The organism is Butyrivibrio sp. AE3004, assembly GCF_000703165.1.
Classification (GTDB): domain Bacteria; phylum Bacillota; class Clostridia; order Lachnospirales; family Lachnospiraceae; genus Butyrivibrio.
Map to the genome: position 1 here is coordinate 608,569 of NZ_JNLQ01000002.1, position 24,534 is coordinate 633,102.

Here is a 24,534-nt window from a genome sequence, read left to right on the forward strand (position 1 = left end):
CTAAAAGTAAAAGCAGCAATTGCCTGATTTTAAAAGTTTCTTTAAAGATCGGTAGTTGCTGCTTTATTTTTCTACATTTATATTTGATAATCCAAGGGCGCGGCATTTAGCTGTATGCTTGCTGTGAATACGCTGCCAAGTCCTTCTTCGCTTTCTACGGTAATATCACCTTTCATGAGGCAGGCCAGACGTTTTGCAACCGAGAGTCCAAGGCCCGTACCATTTCCGTATTTACTTGGATTTCTCTTTTCCTGGGAAAAGGTTCTGAACAGACTGGGCATGAAGGATTCTCCGATACCGCAGCCTTCATCCTTTACAACAAAGTTTATATGATAACCGTCATCCTTGCGCTTGGCGGTGACGGTTATCTCAACCAGAGATCCCCTGTCACTGAATTTAACAGCATTTGAAGTCAGGTTGGTAACCATCTGCTGTGTTCGCCCAAGGTCACAGATGACCTGAGGATTTGCTCTGTAATTTCTGTTGACCATAACATCGATGTTCTTTTCTCCCGCAAATGCTTTGGTGATATTCTCGATGCCATCCACAATGTCGTCAAGAGAAGTTCTTTCGGGTTCAAGATTAAGGTTCCCTCCATCAATACGATTGATGTCCAGAATATCACTCATCAGTCTGGAGAGATAATGACTGGAGGTGTAGATTTTCCTCATATCGCTTCTTAAAACTTCGATGTTTTCCTGATTCATGCCAAGATAGGAGAGAGCAGAAATTGCTTTCATGGGATTTTTAATCTCATTACTCATTCTGGATAGAAACTCGGACATTCGCCTATTGGCACGTTTTTCGTTTTCAAGGAGCTGATCATTCATTTTGTTCAGGCGTTCGATTTTTGCTATGCGCTCCTGTTCCTCGGTAACATCCATGAATGAGCCGACAAAGCCGATGATCACGCCGTCGTCATATATAGGAGTTTTAGAAGCGATAATCTCCCGGACTTCGCCCTTTATAATGCATTGTCCATGAACGTTGTGAGTACTCTCACCCTGAAGAACCCGCAGTTCATCATCCATATAGGGCTGAGGATCGGGGTGCCAGTTCATATCTTCATCCGTCTTTCCGAGAACGCAGTCTACGGAATCAAAACCGAAGAAATCCAGAAAGGCCTGATTGACACCTACGAATCTGCGCTCGGTATCCTTCCAGAAAATGCAATCCTGAGTCGTGTTAACAATCTTATCAAATAACTGGTCGGCATGTTCTTCCAGTGATATGGTTTTTAACTTTTCGTTTTTATTACTCATTAAGAACCTCATATAAAATTAAAAAATTACAATTCTATATTTACAGAAAGATTGTATCAATTATAACACGAAATTCCGTAAATGCTATACCGGAAGGAAGAGGTTTTCATCATTGAAATTTTGTTTTATCAGAGCTATATCTTTTTCGGATAATTCATACAGTTTAAATAGGATATTATCTATCTCATCATACTGTTGTTTTACCTCTGTAGCAGCATTGTTTTTTGAGGAAATGCTATTTGGAGAATTATTATCACAAAGCACTAAAATTCTGTCTATTTTCGAAACGATTTCGTTTTGAACAGTTTCATTTGCAAAGGGAATGGGGAGCTGTTCTATATGGGATCTGAGTACCTTTACGGAGCGGAATTTTTTCCTGAAAAAGTACTCTGAAACACTGCTGTTTAACACTGCCAAAATGTACTTGATATTCATATCATTAATGTTCGGAATTACGATATTACAACTATTTAAAGAGAGGGTCTGTTTATTGTCGTAAGCAAATATAAGACGGCCTCCTATAAATCTGTAAAGGAGTTTTTCGGGTGCTCTGTAAAATTGCAGAGGTGCTACCTGCTGGCATTTTTCAGGCACGAAGGTTATGTAGCATTTTGGAATGTGAAATGCATATTTGAAAATATCGGATCCCTTGAGGATGATTTCGTTCTTTGGGCTTTTTCTGGATTTTAGCATTTCTTTATTGGCACCGGTTACAATTCCGAGAGCGAATTCGGCATTGTCTTTAAGTGTTCTGACGCCCGGAACTGAAGACAATTTCTGTAAAAGTAGGTATTCTTCATCAGACATCAGAAAATCAAAGCCCTCCTCAGATATATGTCTGTTTTCCATGATTCTGAAAAATTCATTCCTATCGTAGATAACGGGGTGCTTTTGAAGGAAATCGCCATTGTTTTTAGGAGCGGTATTTTTTTCTGCCTGTAAAATAATTGATGGGCATTGAACGTGATCAAAAACATCCCCCAGATATTCAAGGTGTGAGAGGGTGGATTTTTCAATGAGCTTTTTGCGAATCTCCGTATGTGATTTTACAAGCAGTACGGACTCCGGAAGGACGTAGGAGAGCGTACCTCCCTCTTTTAAAAGATTTAGGCTCTGCTCAATAAAAAGGTCATAGGAATCAGGTGACTTTGATCTGGCGCAAACATATTTTTCCTGAATATACTCCTTATCTTCGGGAGAAAAGGAAGAACCCCAGGGGGGATTACCCAATATTACATCGAAGGCAGAGCTTCCTTTATCTGCATGAAGAAAATCGGTACATGAAATATGCTTTGCCCAGAAATCAGGATCCGGCAGTTTGTATTTTAAGGCAAGTGTCAGTCTTGCAATCTGTACGCTTACTTCATCGGTATCGAAGCCATAGATATTCTCTGCAGGGATTCCGGGAGGGAGACATAATAAAAAGTTTCCGCTTCCGCAGCCCGGATCAAGTATTTTTTTATCCTGTCCTTCCGCAAGAAAGGATGCTTCAAAAAGATGTCCAAGTAGCCTTTGTACTATGATTCCCGGGGTGTAATAGGCACCTGAACTTTTACGTGATTGCAGATGCTTTAAGGATATATAAATAAGGCCCAGAGTATCCTCACCTGAAATATATTCAAAGGCTGTAAAAGGAACAGAAAGGTTTTGTAAAGGATCAACGTCAAACGGATGAAAATCGGTTGTTTCTTCACCCTTTAATGCTTCTATAAGGGGCTTGTAGGCATCACGGTCTTCTTCCTTTATGCGCTTTTTTAAAATCCCTTCTGCACAGCCGCTAAGGACTCTCCGAAGGAGAAAATCATTGTTATCTACAGCGGCGATATCATCAACCAGCTTTTGAACAAGAGGAAGATTTGGTGAGTCAGCTGTTATATAAGAGCCATACAGCAGATTTCCTGACACGTAGGTCTTGTTTCGCCTACTGCGAAGGGATTTAAGTTTCCCGCTTTCAAGGTCTTCTTTTAATGAGCGTACATAGGTATCCGAAAAGTAATAGGAACGTCCTTTTTTTCCTTCCGGTTTGATTTTTCCAAGCTTTAGCCAGTTTCTGCCTGTTGCAGGTGTGATCGACAGTTCTGCGCAAAGTTCTGCAAGTGTATACATCAAATTACTCCTTGGTTCTGTGTAGTTTGGATAAGCATATCAGCAAAATAAGGCCGATTATACTGAGAATAACTCCTGCGAGTAAGCCGGGAGTATGATATACCAGTTTGATATCGTGGTGTCCGGCTTCCAAAGATAGTGCGCTAAACATGGTGTCTGCGCGCAGAAGCTTTGCTTTTTTGCCGTCTACATAGGCTTTCCATCCGCTTGTATAAGGAATTGACAGGAAGAGTATTTCATTATCATCTGTATCAATGCTGCCTGTTATACGGTTTGTCGCATAGGAGATGGGATTTTTGTGCAGATCCACATTCGTCAAAGTGTGCTCTTTTAATGCGGTAAGCTGATCGTGCATTGTTGCAAGAGATCTGCAATAAACAGTCATCTCATCAAAGGTATAGGTCCCCTTCTCATTGAAGGTAATTCTGATCTGGTTTTTGGCATCCGCAGAATAACCAAGGTTTACAAGGTAGTCATGCCATCCTGAATAATACCAGGAGTTTTCTGTTTTGTAATCGATATTTTTCCATATTCCGGTTTGGTCAGAAAGCTGCGAACTAATGGTAATTGAAGGTACATCGTTTTTACTTTTTACATGCAGATTCTTAAGGTAAAGCAGTGTTTCTGAAGCTTCGTTTCCACTAAAGGTAAGGAGAACGGAGGAGCCTGCTTTTGCCTTAAAACCGGTCTTTGTTTCTTTTATTTCACCTTCTAAAGAAAGTTCATAGGGGATGCTTTCCGAAGTGAAAGTCGTCTCTGTCTCAGGATATTTTGCAGCCTCTTCATCGGAGAGTACTATGCCATACAAAAGAGATTCTTCTCTTTGAATAGGAGTCAGCCCTTCAAATTCGGATGTTGAAATTGCACTTTTATAAGTAAATCCAAGTGGCATGGCATCGGAATTTTCATAAATACCGAAGTTGTATTTTTCGTAGGATGGTGCATATCCGTAGGGTACAAAGGCCTGCTGATCGGGGGTGTTGTAGCGAAGAGAATAGTAGCGGACACCTGCGATGGAATTAAGTATTGCTCTGTCATCAAGAGCATAGTAGGCAAAGTTTTGCTGATCGTTGTTTGCCATGAGTTTGAAGTATTCGGAAACGCTCTTATCAGCCAGGCTGAAGAAAAATTGAGTAGAGGAGATTCCATCAAGCATCGCAGCATTCCATACAAGGTCACGGCCTGAATAGCGATAAAAGTCATTGGCGGGATCAAGGCCTGACTGTGCGGCATTTTCCTCGACGACCTGAACCTCGGTGCTCTGAAGCTGGTTGTACATCTCTTCGGGAGAGCATCTGTCCATATAGTCTCTTATCATGTTGCCTTCCTCGGGTGAGTAGGCTAAACGACCGTTTTTGATGATCATTCCAACAGTGACGATAAGGAGCAGAACACTGAAGATTTCTGCGATATATGTGGTCAGATTTACATTTTTGCCACAAAGACAAGCTGAGCATTTCTTTGAAACAAAGTCGACGAATTCAGCTGTGATCACTCCCGCAAAAAGAGCACAGGCAAATGCCCATCTGTTCACGGCGTAGGAAAAAGCAGCAAAGGTGTAACCAACATAAGGGAAGCACAAAAAAGCTGTAAGAAGGATGAGGATAACGACCTCCTGAAGCAGTGCTTCTTTTTTTTCTTCAGATTCATTTTTTGAATGAATAAGGTGATAGATGCACCTTAATACAAGGCAGATTACAGCCATGACGAACATGGGAGTAAAGCCAAGCTGTGTATCGCTTTGACCATGATAAATAAAGGTGTAAACATTTTTTATAAGCTCTTCGTAATAATCCGCAGGGTAGAGGAGAGGAATCTGTATTCCCGAAGCAGCTCTGGGATTATTGGGGAAAGCAAGAAGAACCGGAAGAAGTATAAACATACTCATCAGAGTTCCGATTATTCCATATAAAAAGAAGGTAGGGATTGTACCAAAAATCCCTTTTTCATGGTCTCCAAAGTATATGAACAAAAGCCTTACAAGAACGTAAACTATTGTAAGGAGCACGATTATATAGAAAAAGTAAAAGTTGTTTGTGCCTGCAAGGAATATTGCAACTGCAAAGAATACAGGCTTTTTTTCTTTAAGGATCTTTTCAGCGCCGAGAAGAACCAGCGGAAAATAGATTAGCGGATTTGCAAAGAAAGGATGCCAGAGTCCAAGGTACATAAAGTAAGAACCGAAGCTATAGGTAAACATACCTGCAAAAAGTGCAGTGTTTGATATGTCCTTTCTTATATAGCGGGAATAAATTGAAAATGTGATACCGGCAATATATGCACGCAATATCATTACAACCTGAAAATAGATATGAATATATTCTGTTTTAACAAACGCTGAAAAAAGATTGAGAATGTCACCCAGGGCGTAGTATTGCAGCGTTGGATACATATCACTTCCATAGCCTATTCCGAAAGAAAAGGTCTGGAGAGAAAAGCTATGGTCATGAAATATGTGATAAAATACGCCGCGCAGCCATTTGGAGTAGTAGGCTGCAGCCTTTAAATGCTGTCTCCAGGTGTCACCCTGACAGATCAGGTTTTTGCCGTTTTTGAAAAAGATTCCATAGATAACTGCTGACATTGTGGCAAAAATAATTGTGTAGATAAGGTAAAATAATGCGATCTTTAAGGGTGAATGTAAGTTTTTTTTCTTTATGTTGTTCATTGTGAATGGTCCTTCTTTGTTTATTCTGGTGTGAGGATTTTTTAGCAGCTTTTTCTCTTGCTCCATAAGAATTAAAAGATATTTGCATAAGATAAAATAATCCCCTTAAGTACATAGTACTCAAGGGGATTATACCATAAATCCTTATTATATATTTGATGTCTTCTTACTCATCGTCCTCTTCTTCATCATCTTCTTCAGGCTGTGCAGCAGGCTGTTCGGGAGCAGGAGTTTCAGTCGGTGTAACTTCCTGCTGTGGCTGCTCGGCAGCGGGCTGTGCGGCCGGTTGTTCTGCGGCGGGTTGCGCGGCCGGTTGTTCTGCGGCGGGTTGCGCGGCAGGCTGTTCAGCAGTGGGTTGTGCGGCAGGCTGTTCAGCGGCAGGTTGTGCGGCAGGTGCTGCGCCCTGGTTTGTACGATACTGTGTATTTACAATACCCTGCTGAATGAGAGCAGTCTCCTGCGCAAGTATTTCCTGAATGTTTGGCTGCGCCATAAACTCAGGTGTATGGTGACATGTAGTGGCAGGAGTAACAATTGTATTACCTGCTTCATCAATGGAGGTTGTAAATCCGTTTGATGTAGTCGATGAATGTGACTGTCCCTGAAGCGTCGTGGGTTCCGGCGGAATAAGCTCAAATACACCGGTAATCTTGAACGGACACTGCTCTGATGCGGGATACTGATCTGACTGACATATGGTTCCTGCATAGTGAACATTACAGCTGTCAGTTGGAACCGTTCCCTCTTCAAAGTATTCAGAAAGGTGAGTGCTGTCACAAATGCCACTGATCGGAAGCTTTCCGGATCTTGAGCAGACAGTTGCGGTTATTACTGATGAGGGCTTTTCAAAAGTTGTGGAAGGCAGATTTTCATGTATTTTTGACATGACTGCACGCCACATGGTTTTTGCAAGACGCTGCTCATCCTTTGTCGTAAGATCCACGTTGTTGTCATATCCGGCCCAGGTTGTAGCTGTGTAATAGGTTGAGTATCCAGCGAACCAAACGTCGTTTTCATCTGAGGTTGTTCCTGTCTTTCCTGCAATAGCCGTGGTTCCGAAATTAACGGCTGTACCTGTTCCGCTTGTTACTACATCCTCCATAGCGCTTGTAAGAAGATAAGCTGTTGACTCTTTAAGAATTCTTGTAGAGTCAGCTGTGGTGTTGTCGAGGATGGTATTGCCTTCGTGGTCAACTACCTTGGTATAAAGCTTTGGCTTTATGTAAAGGCCTCCGTTGGCAATTGCAGCATAAGCTGCGTTAAGTTCCATGTTGGTAACACCGTGGGTAAGTCCGCCAAGTGCTGTGGGAAGCTGTACATCGGTGTAAATCTTACCGTTTATCTCTTCGTTTTCGGCAAGTGTTGTAAATCCGAAATTCTTAAGATAATCAAATGCTAGCTGGGGGGTAATGAGTGTCATTGTCTTAACGGCAATGATATTCATGGAATCCTTTATAGCGGTTCTGATGCTTGTAAGACCTCTGTAGGATTCTCCGTACCAGTTATTAACAGGACGTCCGTCAGGATAATTAAAGGGTGCATCGTTAAATATAGTTGCAAGTGTAAGTCCTGCACTGTCAAGAGCGGGAGCGTAGGTCGAAAGCACCTTAAAGGTGGAACCGGGCTGACGTACCGTATCGGTTGCGCGGTTAAGAGTTCTGGATGCTGTCTTGTTTCCGCGTCCACCAATCATAGCAACTACATAGCCAAGCTTGTGATCCTCAACGGTTAGTGAAACCTGAGGCTGAGGAGTGAGGTTTATTGATTCACCGTCTACTGTGTTTGTCCCTACGACAGCAGCCTTATATTCATCAATCGCAGCCTGTGCATCCTCCTGTGAGTTAAACAGCATGTTGAAGCTCTTAGTCTGCTGCTGGAAATAACTCTTCATCATCTCAGAACTGTAGTTAGTCTTGTTACCTTCTGTATCAACGGTTGTCAGTGCGTAATCAAGAAGGTACTTTGTTCCCTCGGGATAATTGGACTCATCAGAGTAAATCTCATCACAGATAGACTGGATGTGAGGATCCTGAGTGGAATAAATCTTAAGACCGCCACTGTATAAAAGCGTATAGGCCTGAGTTTCATTGTAACCTGCATCGATAAGATCATCGATCAGCTGGTTTGTGAGTGCATCAACAAAGTAGGAGTTGACGCTGTTATCTGAGGTTTCTTCATCAACGACCTGGATTCTGGCATATACATCGTCGTTAATGGCTTCATCATATTCTATCTGCGAAATGTAGCCCTGCTTCAGCATGTTTTTCAAAACCTTCTCACGACGCTGCGCATTGTTGTCAGGGTGTGTGATGGGGTTGAAACGGCTGGGGTTCTGTGTGATGCCTGCGATAACAGCGCATTCCGAAAGAGTAAGATTGGTAACCGGCTTATTAAAATAACGAAGCGATGCAGCCTGCACACCAAGGGTATTGCTTCCGAGGTTGATGGTGTTCAGATAATTAAGAAGAATATCGTTCTTAGTCATTGTCTTCTCAAGCTGCAGTGCCAGATACTGTTCCTGAATCTTACGTTTTATCTTGGCAATGTCGGAATTCTCACTGGTCCATCCTGTAAATACGTTGTTCTTTAAAAGCTGCTGAGTTATGGTACTTGCACCCTGAGAGAGTTCTTTTCTTGTGATACCGACGAAAGCAGCTCTCACAATACCCTGAATATCGATACCGTTGTGAGTGTAAAAACGTTCATCCTCGATAGCTACGAAAGCGTGGGCAAGATTCTCTGGAATCATATCCCAGCTTACGGGGATACGGTTGGAATCCGTGGAGACAAGCTTTGCAGTCTGGTTGCCCTCCGTGTCATAGACGAAGGTGGAATAACCTGTCGGCGTAACACTTATGTTACCTATGTCAGGAGCGGTATCAATGATACCCCGGAATACACCGATACCTGCACACACTCCTATGACCAAGAGTCCGATACAAGCCATGAGTATCAGCTCAAAGGATATGAGGGAAATTTTCTTTCTCCATTTAGTAGTACCTGAGGTCAGCTTGTGCTGCTGGTCCCGGATACCTTTTCTACCAAAATTCATAACTTCCTCCGATATGAAAAGATATTGTTACTGCGAATATCAATGCCTGCGCATATAATATACGAAGTAATATCATGATTGCTCAGTGATAGTAACCGAGCTTATATCATGCTATTATAACAAATATAAATAGTAAAAAATAGACTAAGATAAAGCGATTGGAACAGCATTTATGGGAAAAACAGACAATTATAAGGTCATCCTTAAGCCGGGATGCGATGAAATAGTTGAAAAAAAATCAAGATTTATAGCGAATGTTTTATCTGTATCAAGTGTTCAGGAGGCAGAGGAACAGATAGCCGCTTTTCAGAAAAAGTACTGGGATGCCAGGCATAACTGTTATGCATTTGTGATCGGCTCAGATTTCGGGACAACAAGGTGCAGCGATAACGGGGAGCCCTCAGGTACTGCCGGAAAACCAATCCTTGAAGTGATAAAAGGATCCGGAGTGACAAACGTACTTATAATAGTAACAAGGTATTTCGGGGGAGTACTTCTGGGGACCGGCGGACTGGTCAGGGCTTATACCCAGGCAGCACAGGCAGGACTTGCAGCTGCGGATATAGGAGAGATGGTATATGGGAAAAGATATCACCTGACTGCTGACTATACACTGGTAAACAATATTCAGTATTTCCTTAGGCAGGAGGAAATCCCTCTTGAAAATGAAGTCTATACTGATAAGGTGGAGTATGATATCACCGTAAAAATGGAAGACTGTGGAAGGATTACCGACGGACTTACCCAAAAGACTGAGGGGAGAATCGGAATCGAAGAAATAGAAGAAGGATATTTCGCTTTTTAATGTAGGGATGAGGAGAATAGTATGGCAACTAAAGGCGCAACAAAAGAGCTTACAAAAGACATGATAAAGGAACCGAGACAATTTAACGTCATCATGTTCAACGACGACTTTACCACCATGGATTTTGTGGTGGATGTTTTGGTGGATATTTTTCATAAGGATGAAGTTACTGCCGAATCAATAATGATGAAGGTACATAAAAACGGTCAGGCTGTGGTCGGTAAATATCCATACGACATAGCGAGAACCAGGGTGGACACAGCGCTTATGAGAGCGAAGAGTGAAGGATTTCCATTCAGAATGAGTGTAGAGGAGGCATAAAATGAATCTTTCAAAAGAGGCAATGCTTGTACTTCAGAGTGCAATAGAGTATGCAAGCGAAAGAAATTACGAATGTGTAACACCGGAGATGGTTCTGCTTATGCTCCTGCACAGTCAGGCATTTGTGGATGCATACGAGAACTGCGGTGGCGATAAGAAAGCGCTTAAAAAGCGCCTGAAAAAATATATAGAAAAATACGTTGAGAAGGTGGATGGCAGAGACCCGATCTTATCTGCAGGGACTCAGCAGATGCTTAATTTTGCGGGACAGAGTGCCTTTGGAAGCGGCTGTGCACAGGTTTATATAAGGCACATAATACATGCTATCTGGAATCTTGATAACAGTTATGGCGTTTACTATATGGAGCAGGACGGACTTACTGAGGCGGATTTTTTGCAGGAGCTTTCAAACATTGAGGATGAGAGTGCTCTTGATGGTGGAAGTGCTACAACAGGCAATTATGAAAAGTCCAGGGAAGATACCGGGAATCTTAAAATTTTTGCTCCCTGTTTAAATGATACCTTAGAGGATGTAAATCCTCTTATTGGAAGAACTGTAGAGCTTGAGCGAACCATTCAGATTCTGTGCAGAAAGGACAAAAACAATCCACTTCATATAGGAGAGCCCGGGGTGGGCAAAACTGCAATTACCTACGGACTTGTGGAACGTCTTAGAAGCGGCGAGGTACCGGATGCTATTAAGGGGGCAAAGGTTTTTGCTCTTGATCTTGGCGGCATGCTCGCAGGAACCCAGTACAGAGGTGACTTTGAAAAACGTTTCAAAAAAGTTCTCTCAGAGATAGGAAAAGAAAAACGCCCCATTATTTATATAGATGAAATCCACAATCTTTCAGGAGCAGGTGCTGTGGGTGAGGGATCCTTTGACGCATCAAATATGCTAAAGCCGTACCTTACAGATGGTCATATCAGATTCATTGGTGCCACCACCTTTGAGGAGTACAAAAAATACTTTGAGAAAAACAAGAGCCTGGTAAGACGTTTTCAGAATGTTGAAATAAAGGAGCCGGGAGAAGAAGAGAGCATTAAAATTCTTGAAGGCTTAAAGGAAAAATACGAGAAGTATCACGGCGTAAAATATGGCAAGGGCGTACTTGAATATGCCGTTAAGATGAGTGCCAAGTATATAAATGAAAGATTTCTTCCCGATAAGGCAATCGACATTATAGATGAAGCCGGCTCCTACAGAAAGCTCCATCCCACAGATAAGGATGAACAGAAGGTGGGAAAGGATGTTATCAATGAGATACTGACAAAAATTTGCCGTGTGCCGATCGAAACCGTGGATACTGACGACATGGCGGGACTTGCAACTCTTGAGGACAGATTAAAGGGCAAGGTCTTTGGCCAGGATGAAGCGGTAAAACAGGTTGTAAATGCCGTCAAATTTTCAAAGGCAGGTCTTGGCGAGGAGAATAAACCGCTGGCGAGTCTTCTTTTCGTCGGGCCCACAGGTGTAGGTAAGACCGAGATAGCAAAACGCCTTGCGATGGAGCTTGGAGTTAAACTTGTCCGTTTTGATATGAGTGAGTATGGAGAAAAACATGCGGTAGCAAAACTCATCGGCTCGCCTGCAGGTTATGTGGGTTACGAGGAAGGCGGTATTTTAACCGAAGCAATAAGGAAGAATCCTTCGTCAGTACTCCTTCTTGATGAGATAGAAAAAGCGCATCCCGATATTTACAATGTCCTTTTGCAGGTGATGGATTATGCTACTCTCACGGATAATCAGGGAAGAAAAGCGGATTTCAGAAACGTTATTGTAATCATGACCTCCAACGCAGGTGCCAACCGCCTCGGAAAGAGCGGAATCGGCTTTGTGAGTGAAGGACATGATGACAGCGTTCTCATGGAGGAAGTAAAGCGTGTATTCCAGCCTGAATTCAGAAACCGTTTGAGCAAGGTTGTGGTGTTTGGAAGCATGGATTCCAAGATGGCGACAATGGTTGTGGATAAAAAGCTTGGAGAATTATGCGATCAGCTAAAGGCTAAGAAGATAGAGCTTTTGGCTGATGATGAAGCAAAACAGCTTATTAAAAAGCGCGGAATCAGTCAGGAATTCGGTGCAAGAGAGGTTGACCGTGTGATAAGAAATGACGTAAAGCCTCTGTTTGTTGATGAGATTTTATTTGGAAAGTTAAAGGATGGTGGAAAGATAAAACTGTCTGTAGAGAACGGAGAATTCAGAATTCTCTATCAGTGATTTTTTAAATGAAGGCGGAACCTGTTAACCAAGCAGGTTTCGCCTTTTATCTTAGAGAACTAACTCTATAAGCCCAAAATGATAAAAACACTCAATATTCTGAAATGTTGCAAAAATAGAAATTTTTTTGGCCAAAATGGAGAAATAGAGCATACATTTTGGTTGAAAATATGATATATTTGAATTTCTTAGATTGTTAAAATATAAACATAAAGGGAACAGCGTAGCACAATAAAGTGCACGCATTGGGGAAAGACCCCGGGAAGGAAGGTATTTATGGATACTACATTAATTATCGCACTCGCAATTATCATTGTAATCGCGATCATCGTCATAGCAGCGGGCTATGTAAAGGCACCTCCGGATAAGGCATTTATCATTTCCGGTATGAGAAAGGTTCCAAGAATTCTCATAGGACGTGCAGGTGTAAAAATCCCGTTTTTTGAAAGAGTAGATAAACTGTATCTTGGACAGATGACCGTTGATATCAAGACAGAGCAGTCAGTGCCCACAAACGATTTCATCAATGTAAATGTTGACGCTGTCGCAAAGGTAAGAATCGGCACAACACCTGAAGCAATTCAGCTTGCAGCCAAGAACTTCCTTAACAAGACACCCGAGCAGATCACAATGGATCTTCAGGACTCCCTGCAGGGTAACATGCGTGAGATCATAGGTACACTTGCTTTAAAGACGATCAATACTGACAGAGACAGCTTTTCCGATCAGGTTATGGAAAAGGCTTCAAAGGACATGAACAAACTCGGTATTGAGATTTTGTCCTGTAACATTCAGAACGTTACTGATGAAAACGGTCTTATAAGCGATCTTGGTATGGACAACACCGCTAAGATCAAGAAGGATGCAGCTATTGCAAAGGCTCAGGCAGACAGAGACGTTGCCATTGCCAAGGCAGAAGCTGATAAGGCAGCCAACGATGCACGTGTACTTGCACAGACCGAGATAGCAGAGAAAAACAATGCTCTCGCGATTAAGCAGGCAGAGCTTAAGAGAGAAGCTGATACAGCAAGTGCTGTAGCCGACGCAGCTTATGAAATCCAGACTCAGGAACAGCAGAAATCAATTCAGACAGCTACAGTAAATGCCCAGATTGCAAAGGCTGAGCGTGAGGCTGAACTTAAGCAGAAGGAAGTTATAGTTAAACAGCAGGAACTTGCAGCCGAGATTGAGAAAAAGGCAGATGCCGAGAAGTATCAGGCTGAGAAGAAGGCCGAAGCAGAGCTTGTTCAGAGACAGAAAAAAGCTGAAGCAGCAAAGTATGAGCAGGAACGTGAAGCTGATGCCAAAAAGGCTCAGGCTGAAGCCCAGAAATTTGCGGCAGAGCAGGAAGCTGCCGGTATTAAAGCAAAGTATGATGCAGAGGCAGCAGGTATTGCAGCAAAAGGTAAGGCAGAAGCTGAAGCCATCAGGGCCAAGGGTATTGCGGAAGCTGAGGCTATGGAGAAGAAAGCAGAAGCCTACAAGAAGTATAACGGCGCAGCTATGGCAGAAATGATGATCAAGATCATGCCTCAGATGGCAGCTGAAATTGCGAAGCCTCTTTCACAGATCGACAAGATCAATATATACGGAACAGGCGATGGTACCAATGGCGCAAGCCAGATTTCGGGAAATATGCCTATTGTAATGAAACAGGTATTTGATACAATGTCAGAAGCAACAGGTGTTGACTTTACAGAGATTATGAGAGCCGGCACATATGATGCCAAAGTTAATAAAAACATTAATCTGTCGGGAGAAGCAGTAAATGTAACTGTTAATGCTCCAAAGGAGGAAAACTAACATTATGGACAATTTCAAGTACTACGCACCCACGGAAGTTATTTTCGGAAAAGATGTTGAAGATCAGACAGGCGAAACCGCTGTAAAATACGGTAAAAAAGCACTTTTGGTTTATGGAAAAGGAAGTGTTGTAAAGAGCGGACTTTTGGAAAGAGTTGAAAAATCTCTTTCAGAGTCAGGTGTGGAGTACAAGGAATTTGGCGGAGCAAAACCCAATCCGACACTTGCTCATGCAGAGGAAGGAATTAAGGAAGCGCTCTCTTTTGGTGCAGATATGATAATAGGGATCGGCGGCGGAAGTGCGATAGATACCGCAAAGGCTATTGCGCACGGAGCCGCTAATCCGGATGAGAAGCTATGGGAGCTTTGGACAAAGAAGGTACCGCTTACAAAGTCACTTCCTGTTGGAGCTGTATTAACAATTGCCGCAGCAGGAAGTGAGATGAGTGACTCAGCTGTACTTACAAATGAGGAGCTTGGCAAGAAAGCAGGTATTAACACAGATTTTAACAGATGCAGATTTGCCATGGTTAATCCCGCACTTGGAATGACACTTCCAAAGAATCAGATAGCTGCAGGCGTTACTGATATCATGATGCACACCATGGAGAGATACTTCATTCCGGGTATTCAGTGTGACATGACAGATGAGATAGCGGAAGGCCTTTTGAGAACCGTTATTAAAAACGGAAAGATTGTAGTTGATACACCTTCAGACTATGATGCAATGGCTGAGATATTCTGGGCATCAAGTCTTTCACATAACAATCTGACCGAATGCGGACGAGGCAAGGATTTTTCAGTTCACAAGTTTGGGCATGCTTTGTCAGCCCGCTATGATGTGACTCACGGTGATTCGCTTGCAGCGGTGTGGGGGTCATGGGCAAAGGCATTATATAAGGATGCTGATTCAAGATTTGCTAAATTTGCGCGTAAGGTATGGGGAATATCCGAAGAGAATGATGAAAAGGCTGCAGCTGCAGGTATAGACAAAACAGTGGAATTCTTTAAGAGTATAGGAATGCCTGTAAGTCTGCATGATCTTGGAATTAATCCCACTGATGATGATCTTACAGCCCTTTCTATGGATGCAACGATGCAGGATACCGTTAAGCTTTCAAGAATAAGGCCGATTGATGCCAAAGCCGCTTTTGAAATATATAAGGCTGCGCTTTAAAACAGTTCATCGCTATTTTTTGAAATAAAATTTCAAAAAATAGCGATTTTTTTGATTAATAGTTCACAGTTTATATAATTTAATATCGTTTTAATAGCTTTGTTTTTTCGAACTTTTTATAATTTACCCATAAGGTTATTTAGATTGATTCAAGGAGGAACATTCTAATGAGTAAATTATTGAAGAACGGTATCGTACTGGTAGCAGGACTTGCGATGATGCTTTCGCTTGTATTATCTCCCGTAAAGGCTTATGCTGCGGGACAAACTGGGGATACCACAGTAGAAAAAGCTTCTGATGCAGAGATTTCACAGATAATGACTTATACAGAGAGTCTTTTGAAGGAAAGCTTCGGAAACAATTATAAGATTACCAGGGAAGGAGATCTTGTAACAATATCCATTTGGCAGAACGGGATGGCAGAATTTGCCGCTTTGGCTATAGAGGATAAAAACTATAAAGCCGGGTGGGATGATATGATGAATACACTTAAAGAGATGGCTGACGCTGTTAACGGTCTTTATCGTTTGTATAATCTGAACTGTGCGGTGAATCTATTAAACGAGCTGAATACTGACAATGCTCTCGCATCCTATTACAACGGAATGCTGGTATATGATGCAACAAGCAATCAGTAAAGGATATCTGTTTTAAAATCAGAAGTAAAATGACTGCCGGGTATATATTCATTTTGAGTGATGAATATATATCCGGTTTTCTGATTTTCTGCGTGTGATTTTATTTTTGCATTCAATAAGCCATGACTTTACGTACGATAACAAGGTATAAAAATGTCATGAAACTAAGTATAAATAGTCATGTAGAAAAAAAGGATCACAATGATATAATTTAGTCTTGCAGTGTAAAAAGTTTACGGGAGGCAATGATGCAAAGTAAATTACAGGACAGAGAAGTGATTCTTAGATATACAAAGCCTGCATCGGATTTTAATGAGGCTATGCCTATAGGAAACGGTAGAATAGGCGGAATGGTATATGGAGGTCCGGATAAGGATCTTGTTGGATTAAATGAGGATTCTGTGTGGTCGGGCGGTTTAAGACACAGAATTAATCCCGATGCGAAGGAAGGCCTTAAGGAAGTAAGAGACCTTCTTTTTAAAGGGGATATTCCGGCTGCAGAGAAAACTGCATTTGAAAAAATGCAGGGAATAAATCCCAATAGCAGGCATTATATGCCGCTTGGAGACCTTAACATAGTTTTTTCCTGCGATGATGAAGACGTTACGGAGTACAGCCGAATCCTTGATATAGGTAATGCCGTTGCCACCGTAAAGTACAAGTGCGGGAACACAGAGTATAAAAGAGAGTATTTTGCGTCTGCTCCCGATAATGCGCTGATAGTACACATTACATCATCAGTGCCCGGTAAAGTGAGCTTCAAAGCTGATATTGACGGACGGGATGATTATTATGACGACAACAGGCCCTGCGCTGACAACATGATTATGTATACGGGAGGAACAGGTTCAAAGGATGGAATCTTTTTTGCTGCTGTTCTTGCCGGCTCCTGCAAGGGAGGAAGCATTAGGACTCTTGGTAAAAAGATAAGCGTTGAATGTGCGGATGAGGCAACTCTTATATTGACTTGCCGCACAAGTTTTTATGAGTACAGCTTAAGTGACAAGGAAGATACATTAAACGATTTAGATGGGAAGAAGTATGCCCGGAGAGCAATAAAGGATGCAAAAGCTGTTATTGAAAAATCTTATGAGGATGTAAAAGAAACTCATATTTCAGATTATAAAAAGTACTTTGACAGGGTAGAACTGTTATTAAATGATAACAGTGACAGCGCAAGAGAGCTCTCTACTGACGAGAGACTTAAGAGGTTTTCAGCAAACGACGGTACCTTGGAAAAAAGAAATCTCGATAATAAGCTGATGGAGCTTTACTTTAATTTTGGCAGATATCTGATGATTTCAGGAAGCCGTCCGGGGACACAGCCACTAAACCTTCAGGGAATCTGGAACAAGGATATGTGGCCTGCATGGGGAAGTAAGTACACGGTGAATATAAACACAGAGATGAATTATTGGCCGGCTGAAAGCTGCAATCTTTCTGAGTTTCATGAGCCGCTTTTTGATCTTCTTGAGAGGGTCTGCGTAAACGGAAGAATTACAGCCAAGGAGATGTATGGTATCGAAAAGGGTTTTGTATGCCATCACAATACGGATATCTGGGGAGATACCGCACCACAGGACGAATGGATTCCCGCAACCATATGGCCAATGAGCGGAGCATGGCTTGCTACCCATGTTTTCGAGCATTACGAATATACGAAAGACAAGGAATTTCTTAAGGATAAATATCACCTGATAAAAGAAGCCTGTGAGTTTTTTACAGAATTCCTTATTGAAGACAGTGACGGAAGGCTTGTTACCTCACCTTCCGTATCACCTGAAAATACCTACATGACCGATAAGGGTGTAAAAGGGTGTCTTTGCATGGGACCGTCTATGGATTCACAGATAATTACAGTTCTTTTTGAGGATGAAATAAAGGCATCAGAGATTCTCGGAATTGATGAGGCCTTTGCAGAGCGCCTTAAACAGATGATGGAGAAACTCCCAAAGCCTGAAATAGGAAAATACGGTCAGATAAAGGAATGGGCTGTTGATTACGATGAGGTTGAGATAGGCCACAGACATATTTCGCAGCTTTTTGCGCTTTATCCGGCAGACCTTATAACACCGGAAAAGACTCCGCTCCTTGCAAAAGCAGCGAGAGCTACCCTTGAAAGAAGACTTTCTCATGGCGGAGGACATACGGGATGGAGCAGAGCCTGGATCGCAAATATGTGGGCAAGATTATATGACAGCAAGAAGGTGTACGAGAATATTGAAAAGCTCCTCGGCAATTCCACAAATCCGAACATGTTTGACAATCATCCGCCGTTTCAGATAGACGGAAACTTTGGAGGAGAGGCGGCAATTTGTGAAGCCCTTTTGCAGTGTACAAACGGAGAAATTATTCTTTTGCCCGCACTACCGGATGAGTGGAGTGAAGGAAGCGTAAAGGGGTTAAGGGCAAAGGGAGGCTTTACCGTCAATATGAGCTGGAAAAATAAGGAGCTTTCCTCTGCTGAAATTATAGCTGATCATGACAGTGAATGTGATGTCAGAATAAGTGGAGCATTAAGACATTTTAAAGCAATAGCGAAAGAGAGACTGGAGCTTATTTAGGAATATTGTAATATAAAAAGAGGAGGACTTATTTGTCCTCCTCCATAAAACGCATCTTGTTGCTGCCCTGAGTCTGGGGCTGTCCGATGGCAATACCTTTCTGTTCGGCTTTTCGCTTTTCCTTCATACATTGCGGGCATATTGTGCCAAAGTTTGTTGGTTTTCCGCAAATCTGGCAATAATTGCCCATGAAAATCTGCTTCATTGTAGGGTCATCTTTGTATTGGATTCTGCCTTGCTTTATCCACTCCTTTACCTTTGCCAAAGGCAGATTGAAATGATCTGCAACCTCATAGTCTTTTACATCGTTAGCACGGATATAATCCCGTACTTCGCAGAAAAGCTCCTGTTCGGAGCACATAGGGCACAGATTCCCCTTGATATCGTGAAGCAGCCTTCGTCCGCAGTTATGGCATACCCTCGTTCTTTCTTTTTCCGTATGTAATTTTATTTTATCTCCGTGAAGAGCCTCAAATCTCTTCAGGTTTTTCTCATAGCTATCCATATTTATATTTTAAGGCTTTGGCAATCAAATTTAAATACACAAAACACAGTTTATATTTATTTAATGATATCTGCGTTGTCTTTATTATTGCATCAATTATTGCTGCGTGATATACTATGTGAGTTTTGAAACCAAATAAATGGAATTCACACATTAATATAGTAAAAATAGTAATAAAAAAATAACGGAGGAAAACCATGAAACAGACAAGAAACGATGTCAGAAACGTAGCAATTATTGCCCACGTCGATCACGGTAAGACAACACTGGTTGACGGACTTCTCAGACAGAGCGGTGTTTTTCGTGAGGGCCAGGACGTCGTAGAGCGTGTTATGGACTCAGGAGATATCGAGCGTGAGCGTGGAATCACCATCATGTCCAAGAACACAGCTATCAGCTACAAAGACATTAAGATTAACATTATTGATACGCCCGGCCACGCAGACTTTGGCGGAGAGGTAGAGCGTGTCCTTAAAATGGTTAATGGTGTTATTCTTGTCGTTGACGCTTTTGAGGGTGCGATGCCCCAGACCAAGTTCGTTCTTGGAAAAGCAATGGAGCTTAAGCTTCCCGTAATCGTATGTATAAATAAGATCGACAGACCTGAGGCTCGTCCGGGTGAAGTTATCGATGAAGTACTTGAGCTTCTTCTTGACCTTGGCGCAGATGATAAGCAGCTTGACTGTCCTTTCGTATTTGCATCAGCTAAGGCGGGAACATCATCCATGTCACTTGATGAGCCCGGAAGCGACCTTAAGCCTCTTCTCGACACTATCATCAATTACATTCCCGCACCTGTAGGTGATCCCGATGCAGGTACTCAGATGCTTATCAGTACTATCGACTACAATGAATATGTTGGCCGTATAGGTGTTGGTAAGGTTGATAACGGAACAGTTAAGGTTAACCAGGAAGTAATTGTAATAAATCACCATGAGCCTGATCGTTCATTTAAGACCAAGATCAGTAAGCTTTATGAATTCCAGGGACTTGGCAAGGTAGAGGTTCAGGAAGCAGGAATAGGTTCTATCGTGGCAATTTCAGGTATTGAAGATCTTAAGATTGGTGATACACTCTGTGCTCCGGATGCACCTAATGCAATTCCTTTCCAGAAGATTTCAGAGCCTACAATTTCAATGAACTTCATTGTTAATGATTCACCTCTTGCAGGTCAGGAAGGAAAATACGTAACATCACGTCATATTCGTGATCGTCTTTACAAGGAACTTAACACTGACGTATCACTCAGAGTTGAGGATACAGATACAACAGAGACCTTTAAGGTTTCAGGACGTGGTGAGCTTCATCTTTCTGTCCTTATCGAGACAATGCGTCGTGAAGGCTATGAATTTGCAGTAAGTAAGGCTGAGGTTATTTATAAGACCGATGAAAACGGTAAGAAGCTTGAGCCTATGGAAAAATGCTACATCGATGTTCCTGAAGAATTTGCTGGAAGTGTTATCCAGAAGCTTGGTGAGCGTAAGGGTGAGATGATCAACATGGGACTTGCAAACGGTGGCTATACACGTCTTGAGTTCCTTATCCCTTCAAGAGGACTTATCGGATACAGAGGTGAGTTCATGACAGATACCAAGGGTAACGGTATCATGAACACAATCTTTGAGGGCTATGCTCCTTACAAGGGTGACATCTCTTATCGTAAGCAGGGGTCACTTATTGCTTTCGAGACAGGTGAAGCAGTAACCTATGGTCTTTTCAATGCTCAGGAGAGAGGACAGCTCTTCATCAGCCCCGGCGATAAGGTTTATTCAGGTATGGTCATCGGTTCCAGTGGAAAGAGTGAAGATATCGAGGTTAACGTATGTAAGACCAAGCACCTTACAAACACAAGAACATCATCTTCCGATGAGGCATTGAGACTTGTTCCTCCGCGCATCATGTCACTTGAGCAGAGTATTGACTTCATCGATACTGATGAGCTTCTTGAGGTAACACCTACAACTCTTCGTATCCGTAAGAAGATACTTGATCCTACACTTCGTAAGAGAGCAGGATTTGCCGCAAAAAATAAAAAATAAGGTATAAAAAACCCCTTATGGAGTGTGTATTCCGTTCCGACCTCGTTGCAAAGGACGCATAATCGGTCGGAACGGAACACACACTCCAAAGGGGTTTTTATTATTCCGTTCCGACCTCGTTGCAAAGGACGCATAATCGGTCGGAACGGAACACACACTCCAAAGGGGTTTTTATTATTCCGTTCCGATCTCGTTGCAAAGGACGCATAATCGGTCGGAACGGAACACACACTCCAAAGGGGATTTTTTCTTAAATATTATTCAAGGGTTTCGTCGTAGTGGGCACGGATGCCACCGATGAATTTTGGACGAACACGGGCGGAGGTGATATGTGCTTCGCCTATTTTGTTATTTGTGAGTCTTAAAGGTACTGCGACCTTTTTCAGGTGCATACCTATAAGGGTATCTCCGATATCAAGTCCGGCATCTGCTCTTATCTCTTCGACTGCAACAGGATGAGCAAAGGTTTTATAGGCTGTGGTCGCAAAGGAGCCGCCGGCCTTGGGCTGAGGAACAACATTTACTATATCCTGTCCCGGAACAGCATCAGCTTCAATTATGATTGCACGGTTTAAATGTTCACAGCACTGCGCTGCAAGATATATGCCATGCTTTTGAGTGGCTGAATATATTCCGGAAAATACAGCCTCTGCAGCCTCAAGGTTTGAGCCGGTTCCGATTGTATCTCCGCATACTTCCGAGGTGGAACAGCCGACAACAAGGATCTGTCCTTTTTGTAGACCAGCTTTTTCTATTAATTCTTCTGTAACCTGTGATGACTGATTTGTAAGTTCTTCGTACATTATTTTTCTCCAATCTTCTTATTTACTTTATTTTGTATAAGTATTCCGTGTTGTAGGTTAGAACATAGAGGTTATCGTCCATCGGTATAAAATATGAAGGCGCTGATTTAACCTTTGTCTTTTTCTGTATTTTTCCGTTATGACGATTGAGTATGTAAATGTAGTCAGGTTCTGCAGTAAAGCCATAACCGCATATTATGCTGTCGTCCCTGATAATGAAATTACAGGAGCCGCAGACCTGATCTGCGCTTCGCCAAAGTGTTTTGCCGGATACTGTATCTATCGCAACTATGTAGGATTTATGAGGATTGGCAGAAGCGTAGGTCCTGTGACCAAGTGATACATAAAGGATGTCATCCTTCATAAGTGCATAATGGATGTATGGCTGCGTGAAATCTGCAAACAGACCTTCGCCCCCGTCAGGCGCTGCGATGAAATCGTCAAAATAAAAATTACCGCAAAGTGTCTGGGTTTCATCATTCATAACAGTGAGGGAAAGCGTACCTCCCTCGGGATCATTGGTTACGCTGTAGGTGTAGGTTCCGTCATTATAAGGAAAACTGTCGGGAAGAGGAATATTGTTCTTTTTGGACCATTCATCTTCGTTTAACCAATCGGTAGTGTTGGAACTGATTTCCGAAAGCTCAAAGGAAGGAGTTCCCTGAGTTGTATCTATGCCATCGGCAGTCCATTCTTCCCAACCGGGATTTTCTACTATAGTATGGTACCACCAGTCTTCGCCGTAGTCTTCTTCCTCGGTATCTGACAAATTCTCCGAGGGTGAAGCAGCAACTTCAACATCTTCAGCATCCTTCAGTTCTTTTGCAACAGCTTTTACATCGGGAATTTCGGCATCCCGGTAATTATTGTAGGTATCTGTGAAAAGATCCGGATAATCTGCAAATCTGATCTTAACATCGCGTGCTCCCGCAGCATAGCTTCCCATTGCGTAATCCTCGAAATTTATCCGCATGCCGTCGTAGTCAATTGTCCAGGCAAGCCCCCGGGCATTATTAGCTAATCTGTCAGGAAAACTGTCTATAAGGTTTTGTCTGTCTGTAGGACACTGAGTAAAGTAGTCCTTTAGATCATCATTCTGTTTTATGATTTCATCCGCAACTATTTCGGGAAGGTCCTCTGTGTTTTTTACCACTTCGGAAAAAGCAATTTCCTGCCCGGTCGATGGATCAAAATTATAATTGGAATAGTCAGCATAACCATGAGCACCGGCAAGATATGTATAATTCTCGATGACAAAAGAGAAAACTTTCCCGTCGGCTCTGACCGGATATAGATTGTGATCAAATTCGTATGCTAATTGACAGCCTTGGGAAAACATTTCATTTATTTCATCAGTGTTTGAGGTGAAAAGATCGTTAAGCATTTTTTCGCCGGATTCATTTAGCTCATCCAATTTTTTCTGAAGCTTTGGATATTTCTCAAGATCACTTTTTTCAAGCTGAACTGTGTAGTAGTTGCCGGAAGCATATCGGGTTTCATTATTCATGAGAGTCATTGGATGATTCTGATAGGTAAAGTCAATCGGAGATGAGAGATCTTCTTCGGATAATGATTCGGAATCGGTAGCTTCGGAATCTTCTGCATTATTTGAGCTTGCAGAATCAGATGAAGCGGAAGCGTTGGCAGTGTCTTCTTCGGCAGTACCTTTTCCGGCATCAGCCTCTTTAGATTCGGTACTGATTTCGGAATTTGTGGATTCTACTGCTCCGGGTGCATCTCCGGAGCCGCCTGCCTTTGTAGACGATGCGCAGCCGGAAGATAAAGCTAGTGAACAAATCATAATTACAGATGTCAGTTTCTTTAATAAAACGATTCTTCTTTTTATCATGTTCGTCCCCCTTAATTAAGTAATATAAGTATTAAAAAATACTTTTTGACACTGTTTGAGGATAGGAAATTTCCCAATCATCAATAAATTATAGCATATTCGGGCATCCATTTGCTTGCCGGTTATGAGCTGCAAAAAAACGACCTGCATCAAAGCAGATCGCTCAATTTTTTATTGTAGAAGAAATCTTTTTCCATATTATAGAACTCCTTCCACATGGAAATGGTTTTACATTTTGTAAGGCGGGGACATTCATCTGCGTTTTCCTCAAGACATACAACAGGTGCCATGGAACCCTCCATGAGCTCTATTATTTCGCCAATAGAATAATCTGAAGGCTCTCTAAGCAGTTTATAGCCACCGTGTTTTCCACTTGCACCTACTATAAGCTTTCCTTTGACCATCTCTTTTGCGATGATTTCAAGATACTTTTTTGAAATGTCCTGTCTTTCGGCAATATCTTTAAGTGGAATAAAGTCAGAGCGATTCTGCTCAGCCAGATCAATCATTATCCTAAGTGCATAGCGGCCCTTTGTTGAAAACATGTAGCTCCTCCTAATAATATATATTCTTCAATATAATCAATATGTTAAGAATAAAGTATAGATGCGGATTTGTAGATTAAGCGTTGCTTATAGCAAGTGAAAACAAATGCTTATCGTAAAACATATTGACACAGTAGGTAAATAGATTGTATCATCTATTTCAACAAAAGCGAACA

16 protein-coding genes are annotated in these 24,534 nt (G+C 42.1%); 8 read left to right on the forward strand and 8 right to left on the reverse strand.

The genetic code is table 11. From position 1 onward, the window contains the following. Positions 1-77: 77 nt before the first annotated feature. The 4 genes from BV60_RS0105855 to BV60_RS0105870 all read right to left on the reverse strand — a co-directional run bounded on the left by BV60_RS0105855 (position 78) and on the right by BV60_RS0105870 (position 9,088). Complete coding sequence (locus BV60_RS0105855) at positions 78-1,262, reverse strand: PAS domain-containing sensor histidine kinase (RefSeq protein WP_029320191.1); 1,185 nt, start codon at positions 1,260-1,262, stop codon at positions 78-80. Between the two features lie 84 nt (positions 1,263-1,346). Then, positions 1,347-3,368: a TaqI-like C-terminal specificity domain-containing protein gene (locus tag BV60_RS0105860; protein ID WP_051656540.1), complete on the reverse strand. Its 2,022-nt coding sequence runs from the start codon at positions 3,366-3,368 to the stop codon at positions 1,347-1,349. 4 nt (positions 3,369-3,372) lie between these two features. Then, positions 3,373-6,102: a YfhO family protein gene (locus BV60_RS0105865; RefSeq protein ID WP_029320194.1), complete on the reverse strand. Its 2,730-nt coding sequence runs from the start codon at positions 6,100-6,102 to the stop codon at positions 3,373-3,375. A gap of 100 nt (positions 6,103-6,202) precedes the next feature. After that, positions 6,203-9,088: a transglycosylase domain-containing protein gene (locus tag BV60_RS0105870; RefSeq protein ID WP_081846597.1), complete on the reverse strand. Its 2,886-nt coding sequence runs from the start codon at positions 9,086-9,088 to the stop codon at positions 6,203-6,205. Positions 9,089-9,260: 172 nt separating this feature from the next. Between BV60_RS0105870 and BV60_RS0105875 the strand changes: the two genes are divergently transcribed. The 7 genes from BV60_RS0105875 to BV60_RS0105905 all read left to right on the forward strand — a co-directional run bounded on the left by BV60_RS0105875 (position 9,261) and on the right by BV60_RS0105905 (position 18,617). Then, positions 9,261-9,893, forward strand: coding sequence for a YigZ family protein (locus BV60_RS0105875; protein ID WP_029320198.1), 633 nt, complete (start codon positions 9,261-9,263; stop codon positions 9,891-9,893). A gap of 21 nt (positions 9,894-9,914) precedes the next feature. Continuing rightward, positions 9,915-10,214 (forward strand): ATP-dependent Clp protease adaptor ClpS, encoded by a 300-nt coding sequence (locus tag BV60_RS0105880; protein ID WP_029320199.1) that lies wholly within the window; start codon positions 9,915-9,917, stop codon positions 10,212-10,214. Between the two features lies 1 nt (position 10,215). Next, on the forward strand, positions 10,216-12,435 hold the full coding sequence (locus BV60_RS0105885; RefSeq protein WP_029320200.1) for an AAA family ATPase: 2,220 nt from the start codon (positions 10,216-10,218) through the stop codon (positions 12,433-12,435). 276 nt (positions 12,436-12,711) lie between these two features. Beyond that, a complete protein-coding gene (locus BV60_RS0105890) occupies positions 12,712-14,238 on the forward strand; it encodes a flotillin family protein (protein WP_035777101.1) in 1,527 nt (508 codons plus the stop codon). Positions 14,239-14,242: 4 nt separating this feature from the next. Continuing rightward, complete coding sequence (locus BV60_RS0105895; protein WP_029320202.1) at positions 14,243-15,415, forward strand: iron-containing alcohol dehydrogenase; 1,173 nt, start codon at positions 14,243-14,245, stop codon at positions 15,413-15,415. Between the two features lie 167 nt (positions 15,416-15,582). Then, on the forward strand, positions 15,583-16,053 hold the full coding sequence (locus tag BV60_RS0105900) for a hypothetical protein (RefSeq protein ID WP_029320203.1): 471 nt from the start codon (positions 15,583-15,585) through the stop codon (positions 16,051-16,053). A gap of 248 nt (positions 16,054-16,301) precedes the next feature. Beyond that, complete coding sequence (locus BV60_RS0105905) at positions 16,302-18,617, forward strand: glycoside hydrolase family 95 protein (RefSeq protein ID WP_051656541.1); 2,316 nt, start codon at positions 16,302-16,304, stop codon at positions 18,615-18,617. Positions 18,618-18,645: 28 nt separating this feature from the next. On the opposite strand, the gene BV60_RS0105910 is transcribed toward BV60_RS0105905, so the two are convergent. Then, the gene (locus BV60_RS0105910) at positions 18,646-19,122 is read right to left on the reverse strand and encodes a hypothetical protein (protein WP_051656542.1); all 477 of its coding nucleotides are present in this window, start codon (positions 19,120-19,122) and stop codon (positions 18,646-18,648) included. A gap of 197 nt (positions 19,123-19,319) precedes the next feature. On the opposite strand from BV60_RS0105910, the gene typA reads away from it, so the two are divergent. Further along, positions 19,320-21,161: a translational GTPase TypA gene (typA, locus tag BV60_RS0105915; RefSeq protein WP_029320208.1), complete on the forward strand. Its 1,842-nt coding sequence runs from the start codon at positions 19,320-19,322 to the stop codon at positions 21,159-21,161. A gap of 257 nt (positions 21,162-21,418) precedes the next feature. Here typA and BV60_RS0105920 read toward each other — a convergent pair whose 3' ends face one another. The 3 genes from BV60_RS0105920 to BV60_RS0105930 all read right to left on the reverse strand — a co-directional run bounded on the left by BV60_RS0105920 (position 21,419) and on the right by BV60_RS0105930 (position 24,358). Next, positions 21,419-21,964 (reverse strand): TIGR01440 family protein, encoded by a 546-nt coding sequence (locus BV60_RS0105920; RefSeq protein WP_029320209.1) that lies wholly within the window; start codon positions 21,962-21,964, stop codon positions 21,419-21,421. Between the two features lie 22 nt (positions 21,965-21,986). Further along, positions 21,987-23,813 (reverse strand): hypothetical protein, encoded by a 1,827-nt coding sequence (locus BV60_RS0105925; RefSeq protein WP_029320211.1) that lies wholly within the window; start codon positions 23,811-23,813, stop codon positions 21,987-21,989. 149 nt (positions 23,814-23,962) lie between these two features. Next, positions 23,963-24,358 carry an RrF2 family transcriptional regulator gene (locus BV60_RS0105930; RefSeq protein ID WP_029320213.1) on the reverse strand — a complete coding sequence of 132 codons (396 nt, stop codon included), beginning with the start codon at positions 24,356-24,358 and terminating at the stop codon, positions 23,963-23,965. Between the last annotated feature and the right edge of the window lie 176 nt (positions 24,359-24,534).